Below are 24,535 nucleotides of genomic sequence, written 5' to 3'. Positions count from 1 at the left end.
GTATGTTAGCAATTATTTCACCAGCGAAAACCCTTGATTTTGAAACAAAAGTAGATGGTTTTGCATTTTCTCAGCCAAATTTGACCGCTTGTAGCCAAGCGTTGATTGATACTTGCAAACAGCTTTCGCCTGCTGAAGTCGGGAGTTTAATGTCAATTAGCGATAAGCTAGCGGGGCTCAATGTCGCTCGCTTTGCAAAATGGCAAATTGAGCATAATCAAGACAATGCCAAAGCAGCGATTTTTGCGTTTAAAGGCGATGTTTATACCGGTTTAGATGCAGAAAATTTAACCAAAGAACAAATAGAATACGCTCAAAATCATTTGCGTATACTTTCAGGCTTATACGGATTATTAAAACCCTTAGATTTAATGCAACCTTATCGCTTAGAAATGGGGACGAAACTACGCAACGCAAAAGGTAAAGATCTTTACGCATTTTGGGGAAATACGATTACGGAACATTTGCAAAAAGCGATTAATGAACAAGGTGATCATATTTTAGTTAATCTTGCATCAGATGAATATTATGGAGCGGTTAAACCGCAGCATTTGAATGCGACTATCGTCAAGCCTATCTTTTTAGATGAAAAAAACGGCAAATATAAAGTAATTAGCTTCTATGCAAAAAAAGCAAGAGGAATGATGGTTCGTTTTATGTTAGAAAAGCAGCCAACTGAAATTGAAATGCTTAAGCAGTTTAATTATGGTGGTTATTGGTTTGATGAAGAAAGCTCAACCGCAACAGAATTTATTTTCAAGCGAGAAGAGCAATGATTGAGCGTTTATTTAGAAGAGGAATGTTATTTGCTTCTACATTGATGATAGTCGGTTGCGTGAGCCAACGTGATCCCTTTTCTGTGCCAGAAAATGTGGATTTTCAAGGGCAAACTTACGTTAAAGTGACGGTAAATCAGCTAGATGAAATGCAGCATTTACTTTACTTGCCTGAAGCTGGAGAGAAAAATACGGCACAATGGGAAAAAGGTATTTTGTTTTTTCTAGATAAAAACAGCAAAAATCAGACGTTGGAACAACGAGCGACTTTTCGTCAATCTAGTTTTGCTAAGCAGAAAGATGTAGTTTCCACGTTTAAGATTGAGCAAAATGAACTGCAAAGTAGCGTAATTTATCCACCAACAGAACGCTTTCATAATGTGATGTTAGAAGTAACACGCGGACGTAATTTAGATTGTGGCTATGGGCAGATGCAGTTTTCAGATAAGAGATCGTTAAATAAATCGGAAATTGCAAAAAAATCAAAAAATCTGACCGCTTACAACGATGCAATCGCCGAACTTACCCTTGAATTCAACCAAATTGCGTGGTTAGTAGGATGTAGAAAATGAAAGAAAATTATGACAAATTAGTGAAGCTGGCAGCAAATTTTGCGATTATTGTTGCTATTTCGCTTATTATTATTAAAGCATTTGCTTGGTGGAAAACAGGCTCAATTTCTATTTTGGCGGCAATGACTGACTCTGTGGTGGATCTCTTTGCCTCTCTAACCAATATTTTAGTGTTACGTTTTGCGTTGCAGCCTGCAGATGATAACCACACTTTTGGGCACGGTAAGGCGGAATCTTTAGCAGCGCTCGCTCAAAGTGCCTTTATTTCTGGATCAGCGGTTTTTTTGCTGTTGCAAGGTTTTCATAAATTAACTAATCCTGAATTAATTAGCCAATCAAATATTGGGGTTGTGGTAAGCATTATCTCAATAATAGTTACTGCAATTTTAGTATTTTATCAGCGATACGTTGTTTCTGTTACACAAAGCCCCGCGATTGAAGCGGATTCCTTGCACTATCAAACAGATTTATTTATGAATGCGGCAATTTTAGTGGCAATGTTATTTAATGGGGCAGGTTTTATCTATGCTGATGCGATTTTTGCGATTGGTATTGCCTTTTATATTGCCTTTAATGCAGTAAAAATGTTTTGGGATGCGGTGCAAATCTTACTGGATAAATCATTGCCTAACGAAGAAATTGAGCGAATTAAAGAAATAGCGTTGCACCATCCGAATATTTTAGGCATTCACGATATTCAAACTCGCCGTGCTGGGGCTGTTCGGTTTATCCAGCTGCATTTGGAATTAGATGATCATTTAACGCTTTTAGTCGCTCACGAAATTACAGACAGTCTTGAGCAGAAATTGCTTAATGCTTTTCCAATGTCAAAAGTGATTATTCATCAAGAGCCAACAACGGTGGTTAAGCAAGAATTTCAAGATATGGCAGAGAATATTTAATGTATCAAATTATCGCTCATTTCAGTTACCAACATTTTGAGCAAGATCCTGTTACATTAATTAGCCAAGTTTTAAATCAATGGCTATATAATGGGCAGGTGATTGGCAGAGAAATGCCGATTACTTTTCACCAAAATGAGTTTCAAGTAAGAGTTTGTACACCCGAGCAAGAGAGTTTATTGGCTAAAAATAATAGTGATGAAGTGAATCAAGCGCTATTACAAGCGGTCGAATATGGTATAAATTTTACTGGTTTTGAAATAATGGGGCGAGATTATCAAGGTGAAGAAACGAGTAATAATAAGCAGCCGAAATTCCAAATTTTATATACCACCTATTTAGATACTTGTTCGCCACTTTATGATGGCGAGCAATTTGCACCGATTCCTCTTTACCGTTTAAAAGATCAAGAACTGAGCGAAGCATTATTAAATTGGCAACAAAATTGGCAGGCTTGTGATCTATTACAAATGAAAGGTGTTATTTTAGAAGAAAACGCATTAAGACAAATCTCGGATAATAAAAGTGAATTAGCGATTGAGGGCTTAGCGTTGTGTAAACAACTAGAAGAGAAAACGCAGATTCCAACTTTCTACTATCTATACCGTTTGGGAGCTGATGAAGTAGAAGAACGTGATCGAAAATGTCCTGCTTGTAATGGGGACTGGAGATTATCTTCTCCACTGCACGATATTTTCTATTTTAAATGTGAGCGTTGTCGGCTAATTTCTAATCTCAGTTGGGAGTTGTTATAACTTTTAGTTATTTAAAGGCAATAAATCATCTTGAATGAATGCTGTAAGCGTAATAACCTTGCAGCATTTTTTATTATCTGTTGTTTTGGAGGCTGTATGTTTGTGTTTAATTTAGCGGTTTTTGTCGCTATTTTGTTTTTATTGGCAAGAATTTATCAATCTACGCAAAAGTTAGGGAAAACGGTATTTATTGGTTTAGTATTAGGGCTTACAAGCGGTGTAATTTTGCAAACTTTTTACGAGAAGCCTATTATTGATGAAACCTTAGCGTGGGTCAATCTAATTGGTAATGGTTATGTACGCTTATTGCAGATGATTGTGATGCCATTGGTATTTGTTTCTATCTTATCTGCAATGACACGCTTAAAAGAGGCTAGTACTTTAGGCAAAATCAGCTTTTATGTGTTGTCGGTATTGTTAGTCACTACAGCCATTTCTGCGGTTATCGGTATTGCGTTAGTTTATCTTTTTGATCTTTCAGCTGAAGGATTAGTGGCAGGTACTCGTGAAATTGCTGCACAAGAACGCGTTGTGGGTCGAGCTGAGCAAGTGAGCAATTTATCTGTGCCAGCAATGTTACTTTCTTTTATTCCAAGAAATCCATTTTTAGAATTAACAGGAGCAAATCCAACCTCTATTATCAGTACAGTCATTTTCTCTGGGTTACTCGGTTTTGCGGCATTAAGTTTAGGCAAAGAAGATAGGGATTTAGGCAGCCGTATCGCACAAGGGGTCGAAACTTTAAATAAATTAGTAATGCGTTTAGTCCACTTTGTTATTCGTTTAACCCCTTACGGTGTATTTGCATTGATGATTAAAATGGCAGCAACTTCGCAATGGAGCGATATCCTAAACTTAGGTCGTTTTATTGTTGCATCTTATATTGCAATCTTGTTGATGTTTGTTGTACACGGTATTTTACTTTTTGTTGTAAAAGTAAATCCGCTTGATTATTACAAAAAAGTATTACCAACCTTGAGTTTTGCTTTTACTTCTCGCTCAAGTGCAGCAACGATTCCACTGAACATTGAAACGCAAACTAATAAATTAGGGAATCATTCCGTCATTGCTAATTTTTCGGCAACATTCGGTGCGACAATTGGGCAAAATGGTTGTGCAGGGATTTATCCTGCGATGTTAGCCGTGATGATTGCACCCACAGTTGGTGTTGACCCATTTAGCTTAAACTATATTTTAACGCTGATTTTAGTCGTGGCTATTTCGTCATTTGGTATTGCAGGCGTTGGCGGTGGTGCCACATTTGCGGCAATTGTGGTGTTATCTACCTTAAACTTACCTATTGAGTTGGTTGGCTTATTGATTTCAGTTGAGCCACTTATTGATATGGGGCGTACGGCATTAAATGTAAATGGTGCTATGGTTGCGGGTAGCATCACGAATAAATGGATTAAATCTGAATAAATGCTATAAAAATGGGCGATTAATTCGCCCGTTTTTTCAACTCAATAATTATTCAAGCCATTCGATCACTTCTTCAGCAGGTTTACGCGATTTTTTCTTAATATCTTTGTTACGGTAACCAAAGGTAACCATACACGAAATGCCATACTCATTGAGATCAAACAGCCCTTCATCAGCTAAAATTTGATTTACTTTCTCATAATGGAAACCTTCAATCGGGCAGGAATCAATGCCAATTAAGGCTGCACCCGTCATCATATTACCCAATGCGATATAAGTTTGCTTCGTACTCCAATCAAATAAGGTTCGTTCACTGTCTAAAATTTTCATATCTTCTTCTTGAAAACTTTTATAGCGAGCAACCGAAGCCTCAATTTGTTCATCACTTAAACCACGTTTGATAAGTGAATCTCTTAAATATTGAGAATCATAGCGAACATTTTTTTTAGCAAGAATGACCACTAAATGGCTCATCTCTTCCATTGAGTGTTTAATTCCCCAAGAAAAAGGGGCGATTTTGCTACGAATTTCAGGGTTTTGTAGCACTAAAAATTTCCACGGCTCAGAGCCAACCGAACTTGGCGAAAGACGACCCAATTCTAAAATGTAATTCATATCATCGGTACTGATTTTTCGAGCAGGATCGTAACTACGGCAAGCCGCACGGAAGCTAAACGCTTCTAAGATCTGTTGTTTGCTAATATTGAACATTGTTTTTCCTTTGTTAGCTTAAAAATTTTATTAATCATAACGCTTTTACGTCGTAAAGCCAATTTTATCTCTAAACACTTGCAAAAAAATAAATAAATACGACCGCTTGTATTAAAATCCAATCCTTTACCTTAAAAATCAACAATTTAGCAGAAGGCTACATTTACTTTTTTTTTCTAAAGTATTATCATTTCACCAATTTTAAATCATCAAAATTATTAGAGGATAAAATGCACAACTTAGAAGGTTTAGTTGCACAGGCAGTTGATGCTGTTAATGCTACGAATGATATTGCCACATTAGAAGCATTGAAAGTGGAATATTTTGGTAAAAAAGGGCATTTTACCGCGTTAATGCAAGGGTTACGTGATGTTCCAGCAGAAGAACGCCCTGCGGTGGGTCAAAAAATTAATGATGCTAAACAAATCGCACAAAATGCGTTAAATGAGAAAAAAGAAAAACTGGAAGCCGAAGCGTTAAATGCAAAACTAGCTAACGAAAGTATTGATGTTTCACTTCCTGGTCGTAAAATTGAATTAGGTGGCTTACACCCAGTTTCTATTACGATTGAGCGTGTCGTAAAATTTTTCTCTGAGTTAGGTTTTACCGTAGCAAATGGCCCTGAAATTGAAACAGATTATTATAATTTTGATGCTCTCAATATTCCTGCTCATCACCCTGCCCGAGCCGATCATGATACGTTCTGGTTTGATGCAAATCGTTTATTAAGAACCCAAACTTCGGGCGTACAAATCCGTACAATGGAAAAGGTAAGCCCGCCTATCCGTATTGTGGCACCAGGTCGTGTATATCGTAATGACTACGATCAAACTCATACGCCAATGTTCCATCAAATTGAATTATTATATGTGGATAAAAAAGCGAATTTTACTGAGTTAAAAGGTTTAATTCATGATTTCTTAAAAGCATTTTTTGAAGAAGATCTACAGGTACGTTTTCGCCCATCTTTCTTCCCTTTCACAGAACCTTCGGCTGAAGTTGATGTAATGCGTCAAAATGGTAAGTGGTTGGAAGTATTAGGATGCGGAATGGTTCATCCGAATGTATTACGCAATGTAGGTATTGATCCTGAAGAATATAGTGGCTTTGCAGTCGGTATGGGTGTAGAGCGTTTAACAATGTTACGATACAATGTCACAGATTTGCGTGCATTCTTTGAAAATGACTTACGTTTCCTAAAACAGTTTAAATGATTGAATAAGACAAGCGGTCTAGAATAAGAAAAATTTTGCAAATTAAAGGATAGAAATAATGAAATTCAATGAATCTTGGTTGCGTGAATGGGTAAACCCAGCAATTAGCACAGAGCAGTTATGTGACCAAATTACGATGTTAGGTTTAGAAGTTGATGATGTAGAGCCTGTAGCAGGTAGCTTTTCAGGCGTGGTGGTTGGCGAAGTGGTTGAATGTGCTCAACACCCTGATGCCGATAAATTACGTATAACAAAAGTTAATGTGGGCGGTGAGCGTCTATTGGATATTGTGTGCGGTGCACCAAATTGTCGTCAAGGTTTAAAAGTGGCCTGTGCGGTTGATGGTGCCGTTTTACCAGGTAATTTCAAAATTAAGAAAACTAAATTACGTGGTCAGCCATCAGAAGGTATGCTTTGTTCTTATTCTGAGCTTGGCATTAAAGAAGATCATAGCGGAATTATTGAATTACCTGCAGATGCACCAGTTGGTCAAGATTTCCGTGAGTATTTGAATTTAGATGATGTTGCGATTGAAATCAGCCTTACACCAAATCGTGCTGACTGCTTAAGCATTGCTGGTATTGCTCGTGAAGTGGGCGTGATTAACCAAGCGGGTGTTAAGTCGCCAACGATTGAACCTGTTCAAGCAAGCATTTCAGATAAAGTGGCAGTCGAGTTACAAGCTCCAGAGGCTTGCCCTCGTTATTTAGCCCGTGTAGTGAAAAACGTGAATGTAAAAGCGGCTTCGCCATTGTGGTTACAAGAGAAACTCCGCCGTTGTGGTATTCGTTCAATCGATCCAATTGTAGATATTACCAACTTAAGTTTATTAGAGCTTGGGCAGCCAATGCACGCTTTTGATGCCGCTAAAATTGAAGGCAGCATTCAAGTGCGTATGGCAAAAGCGGGTGAAGAGCTTGTATTATTAGATGGTACAACAGCGAAATTGCAGTCAAATACGTTAGTAATTGCTGATAGTAAAGGTGCACTGGCTATGGCTGGGATCTTCGGTGGCGAAGCGAGTGGCGTGAGCGAAAACACAAAAGACGTAGTGCTAGAATCTGCATTTTTTGCACCGCTTGCCATTACAGGCAGAGCTCGTCAATACGGCTTACACACCGATGCTTCACATCGTTTCGAGCGTGGTGTGGATCCAGAATTAGCACGCCAAGCAATGGAGCGTGCAACCGCATTATTAATTGAGATCTGTGGCGGTGAGGCTGGCGAAATTGTGGAGGCGGTCAGTGAAGAAAACTTACCAAAACGCAATACCGTCACGCTACGTCGTAGTAAATTAGATTCGGTAATTGGCCATCATATCGAAGATGCAATGGTGACAGATATCTTAACGCGTTTAGGTTTAAAGGTCACATTTGCTAATGATACTTGGACAGCTGTGGCGCCAAGCTGGCGTTTTGATATTGAAATTGAAGAAGATCTCATTGAAGAAGTGGCTCGAATTTATGGTTATAATAGCATTCCAAATAATGCTCCACTTTCTCATTTAACTATGAATGGGACACCAGAGAAGTTACTGGGAGTTAACCGTATTCGTACAGCATTCGTTGATAGTGATTACCAAGAAGTCATTACTTATAGTTTTGTAGATCCTAAAAAGCAAGCGTGCTTACATCCAGAACAGCAGGCATTAGTTCTCCCTAATCCAATTTCAAGTGAAATGTCTGTAATGCGAGTATCATTGTTAACAGGTTTATTAGATACCATTGTCTATAATCAAAGCCGCCAGCAACATCGTGTGCGTATTTTTGAAGCTGGTTTACGTTTTATCCCAGATAGCAATGCGGAATCTGCTGTACGCCAAGAGTTTGTATTCGCTGCGGCAATTGTTGGTGATAAACGCCCTGTACATTGGGAAAACAAAGCTGAAGCGGCTGATTTTTTTGATCTAAAAGGCGATATTGAACGCATACTTTCTCTTAGTTCTGTGCGTAATGATCTAAAATTTGTTGTAAAACAATATCCTGCATTACACCCTGGGCAATCTGCGGCAATTATGTTAGATGGTAAAGAAATTGGCTTTATTGGTACAGTTCACCCATCTATTGTGCAAAAATTTGGCATTAAAGGTAAACCGATTGTATGTGAAATTTTAGCCTCGGCAATTGCAGAAAGAACTGTTACACAAGCGGTCGAAATTTCTAAATTTCCTGCAAATAACCGTGATATTGCGATTGTGGTTGATGAGTCTGTTCCAGCTGGCGAAGTGTTAGATGTTTGCCGTCAAGCTGCAGGCAGTAAATTAATTGCATTAAACTTATTTGATGTCTATCGTGGTGTAAATTTAGCCAAAGATAAGAAAAGTTTAGCGATTAGTTTGACTCTTCAAGATAAAGAAAAAACATTAGAAGAAAATGAAATCAATACTGTTATTCAAGCGGTATTAGCTGAATTGGCAGCACGTTTCAATGCGGTACTTCGTGATTAATCAGCAAATAAAATATGGCTGGTGTTTATATCAGCCATAACAATAAATTAAGGATAAATTATGGCTCTTACCAAGCTTGAAATTACAGAAAATCTAATTGAAAAATTAGATTTAGAAAAGCGTGTTGCCAAGCAATTTGTAGATCTATTTTTTGAAGAAATTCGTGCAACTCTTGAGAATGGCGAAGAAGTGAAATTATCGGGTTTTGGTAATTTTTTCCTGCGAGAGAAAAAAGCTCGGCCAGGGCGTAATCCTAAAACGGGTGAAAATGTTGCGGTATCTGCTCGTAGAGTAGTTAGCTTCAAAGCGAGTAAAAAATTGCGTGAACGTGTTGAGCTGGCTATGGCTAATGCACAATCAAAAAAATAATTTATATATGAATATGAAATGCTCATTAAGTGGTATTAAATGAAATTAGTAAAAAAATGGCTATCATTAGGCTTTGTGCTAGTAGGTGTAGTTGTATTATCAGCTTGCTCTAGTTCAAATGGCTCTAAAACTGACGAACAAGCAAAACGAAAAATTTATCCTTCAGCTTATCATGCGGAACTTGCAGATCCGATTATAGCAATTAGCCGCTTAAGCGAACATCAACATGAATGGAAAGGCACCCGCTATCGTTTAGGTGGCAATAGCAAATTAGGTATTGATTGCTCTGGTTTTATGCAAGTGACCTTTAGAGATCTATTTGGGATTAATCTACCGCGAACAACAAAAGAGCAAGCAAAAGAAGGACAACGTATTTCTAAGCGAGAATTACGCACAGGGGATTTAGTGTTCTTTAATACAGGCAGAGGACCAAATGGCAAACACGTGGGTGTTTATGTTAAGAATGGGCAGTTTCTTCATGCTTCAACAAAAGGCGGTGTGATTTATTCCGATATCGACTCTCCTTATTGGTCAAAGGTATTTTGGCAAGCCCGCCGCTTATGATAAATAATAACGTTTTAAGGAACTTATAATGCTGAAAAAAATTGGACAAGCGGTCATTTTTGGACTTTTTTGTGCATTTTTGATTCTATTTATTGCGCCATTATTTCAAGGTAACGTAGGGATATTTTCAGCACTCAATCAAAAAGAGATCATCAGCTACAATACTGCGGTTAAAATTGCTTCTCCAGCTGTTGTGAATGTATATAGCCGAAATTTTAGCTCAGAAAACTCAAGTTTTGAGGTAGAGAATTTAGGTTCAGGCGTTATTATGAGTAATGATGGGTATATTTTAACCAATAAGCATGTTATTGAAAATGCAGACCAGATTGTGATTGCATTGCAAAATGGATTAATTTCGGCAAATGTTAAATTAATTGGAGATGATTCATTAACAGATTTAGCAGTATTGAAAATTGATGCTGAAAATCTACCCACTATTCCGCAAAATCCAAATAGAAAGTTAGAAGTTGGTGATGTGGTATTAGCGATTGGTAATCCTTTAAATTTGGGGCAAAGTATTACCCAAGGTATTGTGAGTGCAATTGGACGTAAAACATTGACCGAGAGCGGAAGACAAAATTTCATTCAAACAGATGTGTCTATTAATCAAGGTAATTCAGGTGGTGCATTAATTAATACGGCAGGAGAATTAATAGGCATTAATACACTTCGTTTTGGCAAGAATACAAATGAGCTATCTGAAGGATTAAATTTTGCCATTCCTATCAATCATGCTAATCGAATTATGGAAAAAATTATTAAAGATGGTCGTGTCATTCGTGGTTACTTTGGCGTGAGTACTGATTTGATTGATACCGCAAAAATGAATGGCTATGAAAAGGGCGTTTTTATTGCGAATGTTGATGAACAAGGCCCTGCTGCTCAAGCTGGAATTAAATCAGGTGATTTGGTGCTTAGCATTGGCGGTATTGAGGCTTTATCACCTATTCAAATGATGACTGAATTAGCAGAAATGAAGCCCTATAGCACAGTGAAAGTGGCCGTGCAGCGTGGTGAACAATTATTGAATTTTGATGTCACAATTACCGAACTACAAGCTCAGTAAGTGATTGAATAGAAAGGGATAAAATGGAAAAAGTGGTTATTACGGTTGATGGTCCGAGTGGCGCGGGCAAAGGCACATTATGTCACGCGCTAGCTGAAAAATTAGGTTTTGATTTTTTAGATTCTGGAGCCTTGTATCGCATTACTGCGTTGGATGCAGAGAAAAAAAACGTCTCTCTTGATGATGAGACAACATTAGCCGAAATTGCACGTAATTTAGATATTCAATTTTTACCTGAAAATGGTGAGATTAAGGTAATTTTAGAGGGCGAGAATGTTGGCGACCAAATTCGCACGGCACAAGCGGGTCAAAATGCGTCAAAAATTGCAGCTTTTCCACTGGTTAGGGAAGCGTTATTAGCGCGCCAACGTGCATTTAGCACTGAAAAAGGACTGATCGCAGATGGACGGGATATGGGGACAGTTGTCTTTCCTGATGCTAAAATTAAGCTATTTTTAGACGCAAGTGCAGAAGAGCGCACAAAAAGACGCGTAAAACAGTTGCAAGAAAAAGGATTTAATGCTAACTTTGACGAGATTTTAGCTGAGATAAAAGAGCGTGATTTTCGCGATAGAAGTCGTGCAGTTGCACCGCTTGTCCCAGCGAAAGATGCGTTACTTCTAAATTCCACGCATTTATCGATTGATGATGTGATTAAACAAGCATTATACTACATCGCTCAATATATTAAATTTTAGTTTGTTGGCTTTACATAGGATTTGTTTAGCTTTTACTACCAACCCCGTTTAGCAGGAAGCTAGATGGATGTTTATTTTTAAGAAGATTTATTATGTCAGAATTATCGTTTGCTCAACTACTTGAAGAATCATTTGCAGCTACACCACGTTTAGGCGATGTTGTTAAAGGTACTGTTGTTGCTATCCAAAAAGGTTTAGTGATTGTTGATACAGGTTTCAAATCTGAATCAGCGATTGATGCATCAGAGTTTACTAATGCACAAGGCGAATTAGAAGTTCAAGTTGGTGATGAGGTTGATGTTGTCCTTAAAGCTGTAGAAGACGGATTTGGTGCAACAGTTGTTTCTCGTGGTGATGCAAAACGTAACGAAGCTTGGATTGCTTTAGAAAAAGCTTTTGAAGAACAAGCTACAGTTGTCGGTTTCGTAAATGGTAAAGTTAAAGGTGGTTTCACTGTTGAATTAAATGGTGTGCGTGCATTCTTACCAGGCTCATTAGTTGATACTCGTCCAGTTCGTGATTCTTTAAACTTAGAAGGTAAAGAGTACGAATTTAAAGTAATCAAATTAGATCAAAAACGTAATAACGTAGTTGTATCTCGTCGTGCGGTTATTGAAACAGAAAGCAACCAAGATCGTGATGCTGTATTAGCAAGTTTAGTTGAAGGTTCTGAAGTTAAAGGTACAGTTAAAAACTTGACTGACTACGGTGCTTTCGTAGATTTAGGTGGTGTTGACGGTTTATTACATATTACAGATATGGCATGGAAACGTGTTAAGCATCCAAGTGAAGTGGTTAATGTAGGCGATGAAGTTACGGTTAAAGTATTGAAATTTGACAAAGACAAAACTCGCGTATCATTAGGCTTAAAACAGCTAGGCCAAGATCCTTGGGCTGTTATTGCTGAAAATCACCCAGTAAATAGTAAATTAACAGGTAAAGTAACTAACCTAACTGATTATGGTTGCTTCGTTGAAATTTTAGATGGTGTTGAAGGTTTAGTCCACGTTTCAGAAATGGATTGGACAAACAAAAATATTCACCCATCTAAAGTAGTTAATGTAGGTGATGTTGTTGAGGTTATGGTACTTGAAGTTGATGAAGAGCGTCGTCGTATCTCTTTAGGTTTAAAACAATGTAAAGCAAACCCATGGGAGCAATTCGCTGCAACTCATAATAAAAACGATAAAGTATCAGGTAAAATCAAATCAATCACTGATTTCGGTATCTTCATCGGTTTAGAAGGTGGTATTGACGGATTAGTTCACTTATCTGACATTTCTTGGAATGTTTCAGGTGAAGAAGCTGTTCGTAACTACAAAAAAGGCGACGAAGTAGAAGCTGTTGTGTTACAAGTTGATGCTGTGAAAGAGCGTATCTCTTTAGGTATCAAGCAATTAGAATCTGATCCGTTCACAAACTTCGTAGATAGCACGAAAAAAGGTGCAGTCTTAACAGGTAAAGTTGTAGAAGTGGATGCTAAAGGCGTTAAAGTTGAATTAGACGGTGGCGTTGAAGCATTTATTCGTACAAATGAAGCAACTGCGGAGCGCGTTGAAGATATTACATCAGTAATTTCTGTAGGTGATTCAATTGAAGCAAAATACACAGGCGTAGATCGTAAATCTCGTATTGTAAACTTATCGGTTCGTGCGAAAAATGAAGCTGAAGAATCAGCAGCAATTGCACAGGTGAACAAAGAAGAAGTTGCAGTACCAAATGCATTTGCTGAAGCTTTCAAAGCAGCTAAAGGTGAATAATTTTAGCTTCTAACTGATAAATGGGTATGTTCTAAACATACCCATTTAAACTTAGAATAGTTATTTTAAATACTCATTAATTTTATAAGTGATTATTTAAAATAGCTATAATGATTTTGATGAGGAAGAGATGACCAAATCCGAATTAATTGAGAGGTTAATTGCCCAAAACTCAAGTTTGCAAATTAAAACTGTAGAAAATTGTGTAAAAGAGATTTTAGAGCATTTAACGCTTACGTTAGAAAAAGGTGAGCGAATTGAAGTGAGAGGTTTTGGTAGCTTTTCCTTGCATTATCGACAACCTCGAGTAGGGCGTAATCCTAAAACTGGTGATAGTGTGGAATTATCTGAGAAATACGTTCCTCATTTTAAACCAGGTAAGGATTTAAAAGAGCGGGTAGACTTAATGTAATTCTCATTAAGTTATACATTTCTGTAGTCAGGGAGATTATATGGTTAAGTATATTTTGAGTATTTTAATTGTAATTACGGTAATTATTGTTGCAATTACAGTTGGTGCAAATAATGATCAACTTATTACTTTTAATTATATTATTGCACAAAGTGAATTACGCTTATCTACATTAGTAGCAATTTTATTTGGTTTAGGATTAATTTTAGGCTGGTTGGTAACAGGTATTTTTTACTTAAAAATTAAACTCCAAAATATCGCGTTGAATCGCCGTGTAAAACGCCAATCTCAGCAAATCATTGAATTAACCACGCCAAAGGTTGAATAGCTAATGCTTGAATTATTGTTCCTTTTATTGCCTATTGCTGCATTATATGGTTGGTATATGGGGCGGCGTAGTGCAAAAAAGGAGCAAGAAACCGTCAGTAATAAATTCTCTCGTGAGTATGTTGCTGGCTTAAACCTTCTATTATCTAATCAACAGGAGAAAGCTGTCGATCTTTTCCTTTCTATGCTGCAAAAGCAAGAGTCTGAAAATCAAATTTCTACTGAATCTCAGTTTGAAGCAGAATTAACTTTAGGTAATTTATTCCGTTCAAGGGGAGAAATTGATAGGGCTCTGCGAATTCATCAAGCATTAGAGAATAATCCTAATTATTCGTTTGAACAGAAATTATTAGCAAAGCAGCAATTAGCTAAGGATTTTATGGCTGCAGGTTTTTATGATCGAGCAGAAAATTATTATATTTCATTGGTTGATGAACCAGAATTTGCTAAACATTCCTTATTTCAGCTTACTGTTGTTTATCAAAAAACACGAGAGTGGAAGAAAGCGATTAATGTCTTTGAGAAATTATTAAAAATTTCGCCTGAGTCCGATAAAATCCCGCTATCTCATTTTTTCTGTGAATATGCACAAGCGGTCAAATTTGAAGATAAAATGGCATTTGTTGATGCGTTAAATAAAGCTTTAGACTATTATCCAGAATCTACCCGAGCCTCAATGATGCTTGGGGATTTTTATTTAGAACAAAGAGAGTCTATAAAAGCATTAGGTTATTTTGAGCAAATACTCCAGCAAGATCCTGATTATATTAGCGAGGTACTTGGTCGTATTCTAGAATGTTATACGGTCTTAAATGATCCTAATGGTTATGAGTTATTTTTGATTAAAGCAAATCAAGTAAAACATAATAGTAGCGTAGATGTTGCATTAACTGAATTTATTGAAGAAAAAGATGGCGTTAATGCTGCGCATTCTAAGTTGTATCAGCAGTTAAGTAGTTATCCGAGTTTGATCACTTTCCATCGTTTTATTCGCTATCAAGCAGATTTTGCTGAAGCAGGGAGTGGTAAAGAAAGCTTGATTTTGTTACATAATATGGTGGGTAATCAAATCAAAAAAGGTTTTCAATATCGTTGCTTAAATTGTGGTTATCAAAGTTATCGATTAATGTGGCAATGCCCATCTTGTAATCAATGGGAAAAAATTAAACCGATACCAAGTATCGATGGTCTTATCCAATAGAAAATTAAGGAGCTCAGTATGAACAATAAAGTTATTGTTGCTTTAGATTATGAAACCGAAGATGAGGCACTGAAGTTTGTAGATTTAGTTGATCCATCACTTTGCCGTTTAAAAGTAGGTAAAGAGATGTTTACGACATTAGGCACAAATTTTTTAAAACAATTACACGCACGAAACTTTGATGTATTTCTTGATTTGAAATATCACGATATTCCAAATACGGTTGCTCGTGCAGTGCGTTCAGCGGCTGATTTGGGCGTATGGATGGTAGATTTGCACGCTTCAGGTGGCTTAACGATGATGGAAGAAGCGAAAAAAATCTTAGAACCTTATGGTAAAGATGCACCATTATTAATTGCTGTAACCGTGTTAACCAGTATGGAAGATTTGGATTTATTACAAATCGGCATTAATGCCTCACCAATGGAACAAGTTATTCGTTTAGCACATTTAGCTCAACGTGCAGGTTTAGACGGTGTAGTTTGTTCTCCTCAAGAAGTGGAAGTATTACGTACACATTGTGGGAACGATTTCAAATTAATTACCCCAGGTATTCGCCCAGAAGGAACGGATTTTGCTGACCAACGTCGTGTAATGACGCCTAAAAAAGCCATAGAAACAGGTTCAGATTTCTTAGTGATTGGTCGTCCAATTACTCAAGCTGCAGATCCATTAGCGGTATTAAAATCAATAAATCAATCAATTGCTAATTAGTATAAGTTGCGCTTTTCTTTTAAATAAATACAAGCGGTCATATTATTCGCTTTTTTTTGCTCTTTTAAACCAGGAGCAGAAGTTAACCTTCAAATAGATAGATGTTTTTGAGGAAAATTTACAAATGACATTAGTTTATTCAACCGAAACAGGGAGAATTAAGCCTGAAGTAATTGAAGAAAAGCGTCCTAAATGCGATGGTATTGTACGCATTCAACGTCAAACCAGCGGGCGAAAAGGCAAAGGTGTTTGTGTTATTACAGGATTGGATTTAGAGGATAAAGCCTTTAATTCTCTTGCCTCAGAACTTAAGCGTAAATTAGGTTGTGGTGGCTCCTTTAAAGAGGGAATTATTGAAATTCAGGGTGATAATCGTGAAGCTATCAAACAAATTCTAGAGTCTAAAGGATTTCAAGTAAAACTATCAGGTGGTTAAAATAGGGAGATCAGACGATCTCCCTATTTCTTTAGATGACATTATTTGAAAATAATGTCATCTTTCGGATCGTATTTATCCGCTTCAATGACTTTATTGTCTTCAAAGTATTTTTTCAGCATTTCTGCATCAATAAACCCTGTATTTACATAAGTTGGGTGATTTTTCAGTAATGGATAACCATCACCACCAGAGGCTACATAGTCAGGTAAAGAGACTTTGTAGGTTTTGTTTTCATCAAATGCTTTATTGCCAATTTTTACATTAGAAATAGTTTTTGTATTACGATCAACGACCATTGAAATACCTGCAAATTGTGGATATGCACCGGTATCTACCTCTTTTAATGCAATGGTTGTAATTGTATCTAATAGCTCCTTGCCTTTTAAATCAACGGTTGCAATCATATTACCAAATGGCTGAACGGTTAGAATATTTTTATAAGTTACTTTACCCTCTTCAATGGAAGTACGGATACCCCCTGAGTTCATAATACCAATATCAGCTTTCACACGCTCCATTTGAGATTGAGCAATGAGGCGACCAAGATTAGTTTGATGGAAGCGAATATGTTCACGTTTACCATCTAATAAGCCTTTAACCGTACCGACATCAATATTGAGCTTTTCATCACCTTCATCTTGGTATTTTTTAAGCAGTGTATAGGTATTTTCATCAGCTTTAATTTCTGGTTGGTAAAGTTGATATTCTTTTGTACCATCTTCTTTTTTTATCGTTTTTTTCAAATTGACAGGAATTAACTCATATTTTACTAAGGTTGTTTTGCCATTTTTAAACTCAAAATCGGCACGTCCAACAAATTTGCCCCATTCGCCTGCTTGAACAATCCAAGTACCATTTTGGAAATCAGGCTTACATTCTTCACCTGGCGTATATTGGGTTTTAAATTGACCTTTTTCATCAATGCAGACGGTGTCATGAGTATGTCCGCCAATGATTAAATCAAAAGCACCTTTATCTAAACTACGAGCCATTGTTACATCACCCGGTGCGTTAGTGCCGTGTTTACCATCAAAATAATAGCCCATATGAGTTAAGGCAATCCGTACATCTGGTTTTTCATTTTTGTTAATTTCTGCCAGTGTTGTTTTTGCGGTTTCAATCGGATCTTTAAATACTGCATTTTCAGTGACATCAGGGTTACCTAATTTTGCCGTATCTTCTGTCGTTAATCCAACAACCGCAATTTTTATACCGCCTCGTTCAAGAATAACGTAAGGTTTTACGATAGGCTTATCTGTTTTTTTATTAATTACATTCGCAGAAATAAAAGGGAATTTAGCCCATTTTTCTTGGATAGACAGCGTTTGTAGCGGAAAGTCAAATTCATGATTGCCTAAAACCATCGCGTCATAACCTATCGCATTCATACCCTCAATATCAGGACGAGCATTTTGCATATCAGATTCAGGCACACCCGTGTTTACATCACCTGCATTTAACACTAAGATTTCACCCCCTTTGTCTTCCACTTCTTTGCGAATATGTTCAACTAGCGTTTTTTGTGCAGCCAAACCATATTCACCTTTATCATTTTGCCAAAAGTGCCCATGCAAATCATTGGTATGTAATACCGTAAAAGAATAGGTTTTATCTGTTTCATACGCGATTGCGGATGCAGAACCTAAAATAGAGAGCGTAAGTAATGTTTTTTTAAAATTCATAGAAATACCTCAGTAAGTATTAGCGTTGTAAAATAGCATTAGAAGAATAAGACCAATATCCAAGTAATTGCCAGTAAAATCATTGATAAAAATACGGCGGCAGAACCAAGATCTTTTGCTCTGCCTGAGAGTTCGTGGAAGTCAGAACCGATACGGTCAACGACCGATTCAATTGCACTATTTAATAATTCAGTAATTAATACAAGAAGAATGGTGGCAACTAACAACACTTTTTCAATGTTAGTGTCACCTAAAATGAGGGCTAAAGGAAATAAGATAATCGTACACCACAGCTCTTGACGAAAGGCTGCTTCATTAATATAGGCAGCTTTCAAGCCTTTGATTGAATAATTTGTTGCATTAATAATGCGTTGAAAATCAGCTTTATTTTTAGGTTTCATAAGTTAAATAAGATTAAGTGTGTAAAGGGATTATTGTACTGAAAGAAGCGTTATCTTCAAATAAATTTAGTATGAATACCATAAATTAATCTGAAAAGAGAAAAAAGCAGCTTTTTGCAAAAAACTTCAAAAAAATGACCGCTTGTTTATTCCATATTGATTATTTTTCCGCTAATCTAATAAGCCTATTTTTAGGTGGGTAAATTGTATTTATCCTTATTTTTATCTTACAGAAGTGAAATGTTATGAGTTATTCATCATCAAAAATTCTTGGCGGTAATTTAGTATTACGTATCGCTATTGGTTTAGTGCTAGGGGTGTTATTGGCATTTTTTAATAAAGATTGGGCTGTTAGCGTTGGGGTATTAGGTCAATTCTTTGTGAAATCCCTACGTGCTATTGCACCTATTTTAGTTTTTGTATTAGTGTTATCTGCGATTGCAAATAAAGAAGTGGGAACAGATAGCAAATTAAAACCAATCTTAGTGCTTTATATATTAGGTACATTCTTTGCAGCCTTAATTGCAGTGATTTTAAGTTTTATGTTCCCAACCACATTAGAATTAACTGCAAGCCCTGATGGTTTAAGCCCACCACAAGGCATTGGTGAAATTTTAAAAACGGTTATTTTCAACTTAGTCGATAACCCACTAACTGCATTAAGCAATGCTAACTTTATCGGTATTCTTGCGTGGTCTATCGGTTTAGGGACTGCTTTCCGTCACGGTTCAGCAAGTTCAAAAGCTTTTTTAAATGATTTAGCTGATGCAGTTTCTTTTGTGGTTAAAGTTGTGATTGCTTTCGCACCTATTGGTGTATTTGGTTTGGTTGCTGAAACTGTTGCAGTAAATGGTTTAGAGGCATTTGAAGGTTACGCTCGCTTGTTATTAGTATTAGTGGGTGCAATGTTATTTGTAGCATTGGTGTTAAATCCGCTATTAGTTTTTTGGAAGATTCGCCGTAATCCATATCCATTAACGTTCACTTGCTTGCGTGAAAGTGGTGTCACCGCATTCTTTACCCGTAGCTCAGCGGCTAATATTCCAGTGAATATGAATCTTGCTAAACGTTTAGGTATTCGTGATGAAATTGCATCTGTAGCGATCCCTTTAGGGGCAACCATTAATATGGCGGGTGCGGCAATTACTGTTACGGTATTAACTTTAGCCGCAGCTTATACACAAGGTATTCAGCCTGATTTTGCAACCGCATTATTATTAAGCGTGGTAGCATCAATCTGTGCTTGTGGTGCATCTGGCGTTGCTGGCGGTTCATTATTGCTCATTCCATTAGCCTGTAGCTTGTTTAATATTCCAAATGATATTGCCGCTCAAGTTATTGGCGTTGGTTTTGTTATTGGGGTAATTCAAGATTCAGTTGAAACTGCATTAAATTCATCAACCGATGTTTTATTTACCGCTGCGGTAAGTTATTCTGAAGATCAAAAGTCAGCATAATCTGATTACAAAGGCAGGCATTTTGGCCTGCCTTGTTTATTTTTGCGATCTGGCTCGAAAATTTACATATTCTCTCTGAAAATTTTTAGCGTAAACGGCATACTCAGTTTAAAAATTTAAACTGTTTTATTATGACCTTAGATCGTTTTTGTATTACTACTGTCTTATGCCATTTGCCTATCTTATTTTTACCTAAAGATTGGTTATTAGGTAGCATTGTCTTTGGTGGAATGATTTTGCTATACGGTATTTGTAGCCGAACAACATTCACTTTTTTATGTGGGCTGATAATCTGTATTAGCTATTTTCATACTTTCCAAGTTGCAAAAAATGCGGGAAATATAACCGCTAATAAACAACTCACTCAATTTAAAATCACGAAAATCCTTAAACAGGGAGATTATCAAACCGCTATTGCCACAATTAAAACTGGTGAGAACATTTACCTAAATTGGCAAGCAGATCAACCTTTATTCCTCGATCAACATTATCAAGCAGCACTTCATCTACGCCCGATTTCAGCTCGCAGTAATATCGGTAATTTTGACCGCCAACGTTGGTATTTCTCTAATCATATCAATATGATAGCAACCGTTCGTCAAGTTGAAAAATTAGCACAAACAGACAACTCATTGCGAACAAATTGGCTTAATAAAGTTAACGCAGAAACGAAAAATTTACCTACTCAAGGTTTATTATTGGCGCTAGCTTTCGGTGAGAGAGCTTGGTTAAAGGCAGAACATTGGGCGCAATTTCAACAAACCGCAACCGCTCATTTAATTGCAATTTCAGGGTTGCATATTGGTCTTGCTATGTTATTTGGCTTTTATGTTGCCAAAGGATGGCAATGGTTATGCTTAAAAAGCAGGCTTGATTGGTTACAAGCGGTCGGATTTTCACTACATTTTGCAAGAGTAGTCGGCTTTCTCACCGCGTTTGCTTATAGCTATTTGGCTAGCTTTGCTGTTCCGACTATGAGGGCGTTATTCGCCATTACGTTTGTGTTACTCTGCCAAGTGTTAAGGCGACATTATACTCATTGGCAATTTTGGTGGAGAATTGTTGCTTTATTGATTGTGATTGACCCTTTGAGTTTGCTTTCAGATAGCTTTTGGCTCTCTATTTTAGCCGTAGCAAGCTTGATTTTGTGGTATCAATTTTTTCCATTAAATCGTTTTATTTCTGATGAAACACGCAAAAAAATGACAAAATTCAACCGCTTGTGGTTATCGCTTTTACATTTGCAAGTGGGTATTTGGCTCATTTTCTCGCCTGTTCAGCTCTATTTTTTTGAGGGTGTCTCTACCTTTGCATTACTTGCTAATCTTATGATTGTGCCACTATATAGTTTTTTGCTTGTTCCACTCATTTTATTCAGCCTGTTAAGTGATAATCTCTTTGCTACTTGGCAGCTAGCGGATTACCTAGCTCAATTTAGTTTATGGCTGTTAGCCCCATTTTCTAACTCTTGGCTTGCACTAAACGATTGGCAACAATGGCAATTACTCTCATTTAATTTACTCGTCTTGTTATGCCTTTATTGTAAACTTTATCGGCTCTCTTATAAAAAATGGTTTAATGTAGTCATTTTCACAATCTTGTTTAATTTCAGTTTTTATCTACCTAAATGGGCTTTTAAAGCCAAATCAGAATGGATTATTTTCGATGTTGGACAGGGCCTAGCAATGGCATTCATTGATGATCAAAATAACGCGGTGATTTACGATACAGGTTCAAGTTGGCAATCGAATAATAATGGCAACAAAAACTCAATGGCAAAGCTAGAGATTTTGCCTTATTTAAAACGTAACGGCATTTTAGTTGAAGCGATTTTTCTCAGCCACGATGATAACGATCATTCAGGGGGCGTGGTGGATTTACTTTCTGCTTATCCAAATGCCAGGCTTATTAGCTCAAGCAAAATTCGTTACTTAGGGCGTGAGCCAGAGCCTTGTATTCGAGGAAAAAGATGGCAATTTGGTGAATGGCATTTATCGGCACTTTACCCCTCTCATTTGGTAGAAAGGGCTAAGAATCAAGATTCTTGCGTTATTTTAGCAAAAAATGACCGCTTGCAGATTTTGCTAACAGGGGATTCAGGCATACAACAAGAACGCCAATTTGCACAAGATGCTAGACAGATTAATTTCTTACAAGTAGGGCATCATGGAAGTAAAAGTAGCACCAGTGAAACATTATTAGCCCTAACTGAACCACAATTTGCGATGATTTCCGCAGGACGTTGGAATGCCTGGAAATTGCCTAATAAAGGGGTTATTGAGCGATTAGAAAGAAAAAATATTGCGGTATTAAATACCGCAGAAGTAGGGATGATAAGAGTAAAATTTTATGAGCATTCTTTTGAAATAGAACAAGCCAGAAGTGATTATTCGGCGTGGTATAAACAACAATATTAAGGGCAGATCATTTTACACTTAATCCTTTTTGTTTATAGAGTTGCTACAAGCGGTTATTTTCTTGCAATATTTTGTAAATTCGCTATACTTCGTTGCGAGTTGGTTAGGCAATCGCTGGTTTATTGAAGCCTCTAAATTCGTGAAAACGTAAACTGAGAAACAAGTAAACGAGAGGAAAGTCCGAGCTACACAGGGCAGAGTGCCGGATAACGTCCGGGGGGCGTGAGCCTACGACCAGTGCAACAGAGAGCAGACCGCCGATTTTTCGGTAAGGGTGAAAGGGTGCGGTAAGAGCGCACCGTGTGGGTGGTAACATTTCACAGCAAGGTAAACTCCACTCGTAGCAAGACCAAATAGGAACTCAATCGGTAGCCCGCCGAGAGTTCGGGTAGGTTGCTTGAGCGTATGTGTAAATGTACGCCTAGAGGAATGATTGTCCAAGACAGAACTCGGCTTATCGACCAACTCACCGAATTTTTAAATGCGAACAGGGCTAACTTGTTCGCTTTTTTATTTTATAGTGAATGAATATGAAATTATTAAAATTTTTTGTGATTGCATTATCTACTTTATTGACAACTTATGCTTATTCTCACCCTCATTCTTTTGTGGATTTAAAAAATAAAGTGGTAGTTGACGGTACAATGTTGAGATCATTTCAAATGGAATGGTTGCTCGATGAAATTGCTTCATCGGAGTTGATTTACGAAATGAATAATAGTGTAGATAAAGCGAAAACTCGTCAGGCTATTACGGCAGAGATGGTACACTCTGCCCGACAAAATCATTATTTCAGTGTACTTTATAATAGTAAAAATCAGCCCATAAAATTCACTTCTCAACCAACAGAAACACGTTTTGAAATCAAAAATAATCGAGTGGTGTTTTATATCACTTTTCATTTAAGTAAGCCTTACGAGTTAAAGCAAAATAAGGTAATACTTTCGACTTATGAGCCAAGTTATTACATTGCGATGGAATACAACCGTGCTAATGAGATTAGTATCAGCAATCCTAGCTGTAAAGTAACATTATTACAGCCGCAAGTAGATAATAAATTGCGTTTATATGCTTCAAGCCTAGATAAAACGCAATCGCAGGAGATGGTGGATAATCAAGATGATTCATTAGGTGCTCAATTTGCTCAGAAAGTGGAGATTATATGCGATTAGGCACGAAACGATGGGCAGTACTAGCGGTTGGATTTCTGATATTTTTTGCATTTTATCAACTTTATCCGATTTTGCTATTTAAAGTAATGGAGTGGCAAAAGGTGTTTAATTCAGCGATTTCCACTTCGTTAAACGCATTGAGTAACAATCAGCAAAAAGCAGGTGTGACCTTAGTTTTTATCAGCTTTTTATACGGTGTGTTTCACGCGGTAGGCCCAGGGCACGGTAAGTTTATTCTAACGAGTTATCTTTCGCTTGAAAAAACAAAACTCAATCAGGCAATGAAAATTACCTTCGCTTCAGCTTTGGTGCAAGGCTTGGTGGCGGTTTTACTTGTTACGGTGATTGTGGTCATTTTTACGCTTTCTCGCCAATACTTTAATTTAACGTTGAAGTGGGTTGAGCGTGGTAGCTTTGCTATGATGATTTTGCTTGGGCTTTATTGGTGCTATCAGATTTTCAAAGGAATGAGGAAGTCGAGTAAGCCTAAGATTAAATCAATCCGATTTTCAAAACAGCTCACTTTGCAAAAAACATTACAAAAACAACCGCTTGTTCAGCATATAGATCATATTCATAATGAACATTGCAGTTGTGGACATAAACATTTGCCTACCTCGAATGAAATACAAAAAGCCAAAGATTGGAAAGCTCAATTAATACTAGTGTTAAGTATTGGTGTGAGACCGTGCTCTGGTGCGATTTTGGTATTATTTCTCTCTTATACGCTCGATCTCTATTTTTGGGGCGTGATTTCAGCGTTAGTCATGGCAATTGGCACGGGATCTACCTTAAGTTTATTTGCATACCTAGTTATTATTGCAAGAAATAAAGCAGTTAAAATAAGTAGTTGGTATTTTTCAGCACGAATGAATAAAAAGGCAGTTCTATTATTTAAATTTGCCTTAGGAATAATGCTGATTCTATTTGGTATAACATTATTTCACAGTAGTTTTATTGATACTAGCACAGGTATTTTATTTAGGCGTTAAGTGGATGGCGATAAAATTATTATAGAAAAGTATTAAAAAATGTTTAAAAATGGGAATTCGGTTAAA

At 37.1% G+C, this 24,535-nt stretch carries 24 protein-coding genes and 1 other RNA gene; 22 read left to right on the top strand and 3 right to left on the bottom strand.

The window, feature by feature from the left end:
- The first annotated feature begins 2 nt into the window (after positions 1–2).
- The 5 genes from yaaA to GM698_RS00300 all read left to right on the top strand — a co-directional run bounded on the left by yaaA (position 3) and on the right by GM698_RS00300 (position 4,427).
- Positions 3–776: a peroxide stress protein YaaA gene (gene yaaA, locus GM698_RS00320; protein WP_176812522.1), complete on the top strand. Its 774-nt coding sequence runs from the start codon at positions 3–5 to the stop codon at positions 774–776.
- Positions 773–1,348: an ABC transporter ATPase gene (locus GM698_RS00315; protein WP_209289453.1), complete on the top strand. Its 576-nt coding sequence runs from the start codon at positions 773–775 to the stop codon at positions 1,346–1,348. The genes yaaA and GM698_RS00315 overlap by 4 nt, the downstream gene beginning before the upstream one ends.
- Entirely contained in the window at positions 1,345–2,250 is a 906-nt protein-coding gene (locus GM698_RS00310; protein ID WP_176808362.1) for a cation diffusion facilitator family transporter, read from the top strand. Before GM698_RS00315 ends, GM698_RS00310 begins: the two co-directional genes overlap by 4 nt.
- Positions 2,250–3,005, top strand: a complete 756-nt coding sequence (locus tag GM698_RS00305; protein ID WP_176809929.1) for a Zn-ribbon-containing protein — start codon at positions 2,250–2,252, stop codon at positions 3,003–3,005. Before GM698_RS00310 ends, GM698_RS00305 begins: the two co-directional genes overlap by 1 nt.
- Before the next feature lie 96 nt (positions 3,006–3,101).
- Complete coding sequence (locus tag GM698_RS00300) at positions 3,102–4,427, top strand: L-cystine transporter (RefSeq protein WP_209289452.1); 1,326 nt, start codon at positions 3,102–3,104, stop codon at positions 4,425–4,427.
- A 48-nt stretch (positions 4,428–4,475) separates the two neighbouring features.
- On the opposite strand, the gene GM698_RS00295 is transcribed toward GM698_RS00300, so the two are convergent.
- Positions 4,476–5,138 carry an NAD(P)H-dependent oxidoreductase gene (locus GM698_RS00295; protein ID WP_209289451.1) on the bottom strand — a complete coding sequence of 221 codons (663 nt, stop codon included), beginning with the start codon at positions 5,136–5,138 and terminating at the stop codon, positions 4,476–4,478.
- Positions 5,139–5,368: 230 nt separating this feature from the next.
- On the opposite strand from GM698_RS00295, the gene pheS reads away from it, so the two are divergent.
- From pheS to yciH, 12 genes are all read left to right on the top strand, one after another.
- Positions 5,369–6,352 (top strand): phenylalanine--tRNA ligase subunit alpha, encoded by a 984-nt coding sequence (pheS, locus tag GM698_RS00290; RefSeq protein ID WP_176809931.1) that lies wholly within the window; start codon positions 5,369–5,371, stop codon positions 6,350–6,352.
- A gap of 58 nt (positions 6,353–6,410) precedes the next feature.
- A complete protein-coding gene (gene pheT, locus GM698_RS00285) occupies positions 6,411–8,798 on the top strand; it encodes a phenylalanine--tRNA ligase subunit beta (protein ID WP_209289450.1) in 2,388 nt (795 codons plus the stop codon).
- A gap of 60 nt (positions 8,799–8,858) precedes the next feature.
- A complete protein-coding gene (locus tag GM698_RS00280) occupies positions 8,859–9,167 on the top strand; it encodes an integration host factor subunit alpha (RefSeq protein ID WP_176808368.1) in 309 nt (102 codons plus the stop codon).
- Positions 9,168–9,206: 39 nt separating this feature from the next.
- Entirely contained in the window at positions 9,207–9,731 is a 525-nt protein-coding gene (locus GM698_RS00275) for an NlpC/P60 family protein (RefSeq protein ID WP_176808369.1), read from the top strand.
- A 28-nt stretch (positions 9,732–9,759) separates the two neighbouring features.
- The gene (degS, locus tag GM698_RS00270; protein WP_176808370.1) at positions 9,760–10,797 is read left to right on the top strand and encodes an outer membrane-stress sensor serine endopeptidase DegS; all 1,038 of its coding nucleotides are present in this window, start codon (positions 9,760–9,762) and stop codon (positions 10,795–10,797) included.
- Between the two features lie 23 nt (positions 10,798–10,820).
- The gene (gene cmk, locus GM698_RS00265; protein WP_209289449.1) at positions 10,821–11,495 is read left to right on the top strand and encodes a (d)CMP kinase; all 675 of its coding nucleotides are present in this window, start codon (positions 10,821–10,823) and stop codon (positions 11,493–11,495) included.
- Positions 11,496–11,587: 92 nt separating this feature from the next.
- Positions 11,588–13,255 carry a 30S ribosomal protein S1 gene (rpsA, locus tag GM698_RS00260; protein ID WP_159629788.1) on the top strand — a complete coding sequence of 556 codons (1,668 nt, stop codon included), beginning with the start codon at positions 11,588–11,590 and terminating at the stop codon, positions 13,253–13,255.
- Between the two features lie 130 nt (positions 13,256–13,385).
- On the top strand, positions 13,386–13,667 hold the full coding sequence (locus tag GM698_RS00255; protein WP_209289448.1) for an integration host factor subunit beta: 282 nt from the start codon (positions 13,386–13,388) through the stop codon (positions 13,665–13,667).
- 40 nt (positions 13,668–13,707) lie between these two features.
- Positions 13,708–13,995 (top strand): LapA family protein, encoded by a 288-nt coding sequence (locus GM698_RS00250; RefSeq protein ID WP_176808373.1) that lies wholly within the window; start codon positions 13,708–13,710, stop codon positions 13,993–13,995.
- 3 nt (positions 13,996–13,998) lie between these two features.
- A complete protein-coding gene (lapB, locus tag GM698_RS00245; protein ID WP_176812530.1) occupies positions 13,999–15,195 on the top strand; it encodes a lipopolysaccharide assembly protein LapB in 1,197 nt (398 codons plus the stop codon).
- Positions 15,196–15,213: 18 nt separating this feature from the next.
- Complete coding sequence (gene pyrF / locus GM698_RS00240; RefSeq protein ID WP_176808375.1) at positions 15,214–15,909, top strand: orotidine-5'-phosphate decarboxylase; 696 nt, start codon at positions 15,214–15,216, stop codon at positions 15,907–15,909.
- A gap of 124 nt (positions 15,910–16,033) precedes the next feature.
- On the top strand, positions 16,034–16,345 hold the full coding sequence (gene yciH / locus GM698_RS00235) for a stress response translation initiation inhibitor YciH (RefSeq protein WP_159629798.1): 312 nt from the start codon (positions 16,034–16,036) through the stop codon (positions 16,343–16,345).
- A 41-nt stretch (positions 16,346–16,386) separates the two neighbouring features.
- On the opposite strand, the gene ushA is transcribed toward yciH, so the two are convergent.
- On the bottom strand, positions 16,387–18,030 hold the full coding sequence (ushA, locus tag GM698_RS00230) for a bifunctional UDP-sugar hydrolase/5'-nucleotidase UshA (protein WP_209289447.1): 1,644 nt from the start codon (positions 18,028–18,030) through the stop codon (positions 16,387–16,389).
- Positions 18,031–18,068: 38 nt separating this feature from the next.
- Positions 18,069–18,431, bottom strand: a complete 363-nt coding sequence (locus GM698_RS00225) for a diacylglycerol kinase (protein WP_176808377.1) — start codon at positions 18,429–18,431, stop codon at positions 18,069–18,071.
- A 245-nt stretch (positions 18,432–18,676) separates the two neighbouring features.
- On the opposite strand from GM698_RS00225, the gene sstT reads away from it, so the two are divergent.
- The 5 genes from sstT to GM698_RS00200 all read left to right on the top strand — a co-directional run bounded on the left by sstT (position 18,677) and on the right by GM698_RS00200 (position 24,469).
- Positions 18,677–19,888: a serine/threonine transporter SstT gene (gene sstT, locus GM698_RS00220; RefSeq protein ID WP_209289446.1), complete on the top strand. Its 1,212-nt coding sequence runs from the start codon at positions 18,677–18,679 to the stop codon at positions 19,886–19,888.
- Between the two features lie 131 nt (positions 19,889–20,019).
- A complete protein-coding gene (locus tag GM698_RS00215; protein ID WP_209289445.1) occupies positions 20,020–22,305 on the top strand; it encodes a DNA internalization-related competence protein ComEC/Rec2 in 2,286 nt (761 codons plus the stop codon).
- 95 nt (positions 22,306–22,400) lie between these two features.
- Positions 22,401–22,778: RNase P RNA component class A (gene rnpB / locus GM698_RS00210), an RNA gene on the top strand.
- 57 nt (positions 22,779–22,835) lie between these two features.
- The gene (locus GM698_RS00205; protein WP_209289444.1) at positions 22,836–23,477 is read left to right on the top strand and encodes a DUF1007 family protein; all 642 of its coding nucleotides are present in this window, start codon (positions 22,836–22,838) and stop codon (positions 23,475–23,477) included.
- A complete protein-coding gene (locus tag GM698_RS00200; RefSeq protein ID WP_209289443.1) occupies positions 23,468–24,469 on the top strand; it encodes a nickel/cobalt transporter in 1,002 nt (333 codons plus the stop codon). Before GM698_RS00205 ends, GM698_RS00200 begins: the two co-directional genes overlap by 10 nt.
- Positions 24,470–24,535: the final 66 nt, after the last annotated feature.

The sequence above is a fragment of the Mannheimia sp. ZY171111 genome (assembly GCF_017750945.1).
GTDB lineage: Bacteria > Pseudomonadota > Gammaproteobacteria > Enterobacterales > Pasteurellaceae > Mannheimia > Mannheimia pernigra.
The sequence above is the reverse complement of the archived record's forward strand: the minus strand, read 5'-3'. Positions and strand labels throughout refer to the sequence as shown.

Bases quoted from the DNA above. Each gene is read 5' to 3' on its own strand.
- yaaA (WP_176812522.1), top strand. From the start codon at position 3: ATGTTAGCAATTATTTCACCAGCGAAAACCCTTGATTTTGAAACAAAA.
- GM698_RS00315 (WP_209289453.1), top strand. From the start codon at position 773: ATGATTGAGCGTTTATTTAGAAGAGGAATGTTATTTGCTTCTACATTG.
- GM698_RS00310 (WP_176808362.1), top strand. From the start codon at position 1,345: ATGAAAGAAAATTATGACAAATTAGTGAAGCTGGCAGCAAATTTTGCG.
- GM698_RS00305 (WP_176809929.1), top strand. From the start codon at position 2,250: ATGTATCAAATTATCGCTCATTTCAGTTACCAACATTTTGAGCAAGAT.
- GM698_RS00300 (WP_209289452.1), top strand. From the start codon at position 3,102: ATGTTTGTGTTTAATTTAGCGGTTTTTGTCGCTATTTTGTTTTTATTG.
- GM698_RS00295 (WP_209289451.1), bottom strand. From the start codon at position 5,138: ATGTTCAATATTAGCAAACAACAGATCTTAGAAGCGTTTAGCTTCCGT.
- pheS (WP_176809931.1), top strand. From the start codon at position 5,369: ATGCACAACTTAGAAGGTTTAGTTGCACAGGCAGTTGATGCTGTTAAT.
- pheT (WP_209289450.1), top strand. From the start codon at position 6,411: ATGAAATTCAATGAATCTTGGTTGCGTGAATGGGTAAACCCAGCAATT.
- GM698_RS00280 (WP_176808368.1), top strand. From the start codon at position 8,859: ATGGCTCTTACCAAGCTTGAAATTACAGAAAATCTAATTGAAAAATTA.
- GM698_RS00275 (WP_176808369.1), top strand. From the start codon at position 9,207: ATGAAATTAGTAAAAAAATGGCTATCATTAGGCTTTGTGCTAGTAGGT.
- degS (WP_176808370.1), top strand. From the start codon at position 9,760: ATGCTGAAAAAAATTGGACAAGCGGTCATTTTTGGACTTTTTTGTGCA.
- cmk (WP_209289449.1), top strand. From the start codon at position 10,821: ATGGAAAAAGTGGTTATTACGGTTGATGGTCCGAGTGGCGCGGGCAAA.
- rpsA (WP_159629788.1), top strand. From the start codon at position 11,588: ATGTCAGAATTATCGTTTGCTCAACTACTTGAAGAATCATTTGCAGCT.
- GM698_RS00255 (WP_209289448.1), top strand. From the start codon at position 13,386: ATGACCAAATCCGAATTAATTGAGAGGTTAATTGCCCAAAACTCAAGT.
- GM698_RS00250 (WP_176808373.1), top strand. From the start codon at position 13,708: ATGGTTAAGTATATTTTGAGTATTTTAATTGTAATTACGGTAATTATT.
- lapB (WP_176812530.1), top strand. From the start codon at position 13,999: ATGCTTGAATTATTGTTCCTTTTATTGCCTATTGCTGCATTATATGGT.
- pyrF (WP_176808375.1), top strand. From the start codon at position 15,214: ATGAACAATAAAGTTATTGTTGCTTTAGATTATGAAACCGAAGATGAG.
- yciH (WP_159629798.1), top strand. From the start codon at position 16,034: ATGACATTAGTTTATTCAACCGAAACAGGGAGAATTAAGCCTGAAGTA.
- ushA (WP_209289447.1), bottom strand. From the start codon at position 18,030: ATGAATTTTAAAAAAACATTACTTACGCTCTCTATTTTAGGTTCTGCA.
- GM698_RS00225 (WP_176808377.1), bottom strand. From the start codon at position 18,431: ATGAAACCTAAAAATAAAGCTGATTTTCAACGCATTATTAATGCAACA.
- sstT (WP_209289446.1), top strand. From the start codon at position 18,677: ATGAGTTATTCATCATCAAAAATTCTTGGCGGTAATTTAGTATTACGT.
- GM698_RS00215 (WP_209289445.1), top strand. From the start codon at position 20,020: ATGACCTTAGATCGTTTTTGTATTACTACTGTCTTATGCCATTTGCCT.
- GM698_RS00205 (WP_209289444.1), top strand. From the start codon at position 22,836: ATGAAATTATTAAAATTTTTTGTGATTGCATTATCTACTTTATTGACA.
- GM698_RS00200 (WP_209289443.1), top strand. From the start codon at position 23,468: ATGCGATTAGGCACGAAACGATGGGCAGTACTAGCGGTTGGATTTCTG.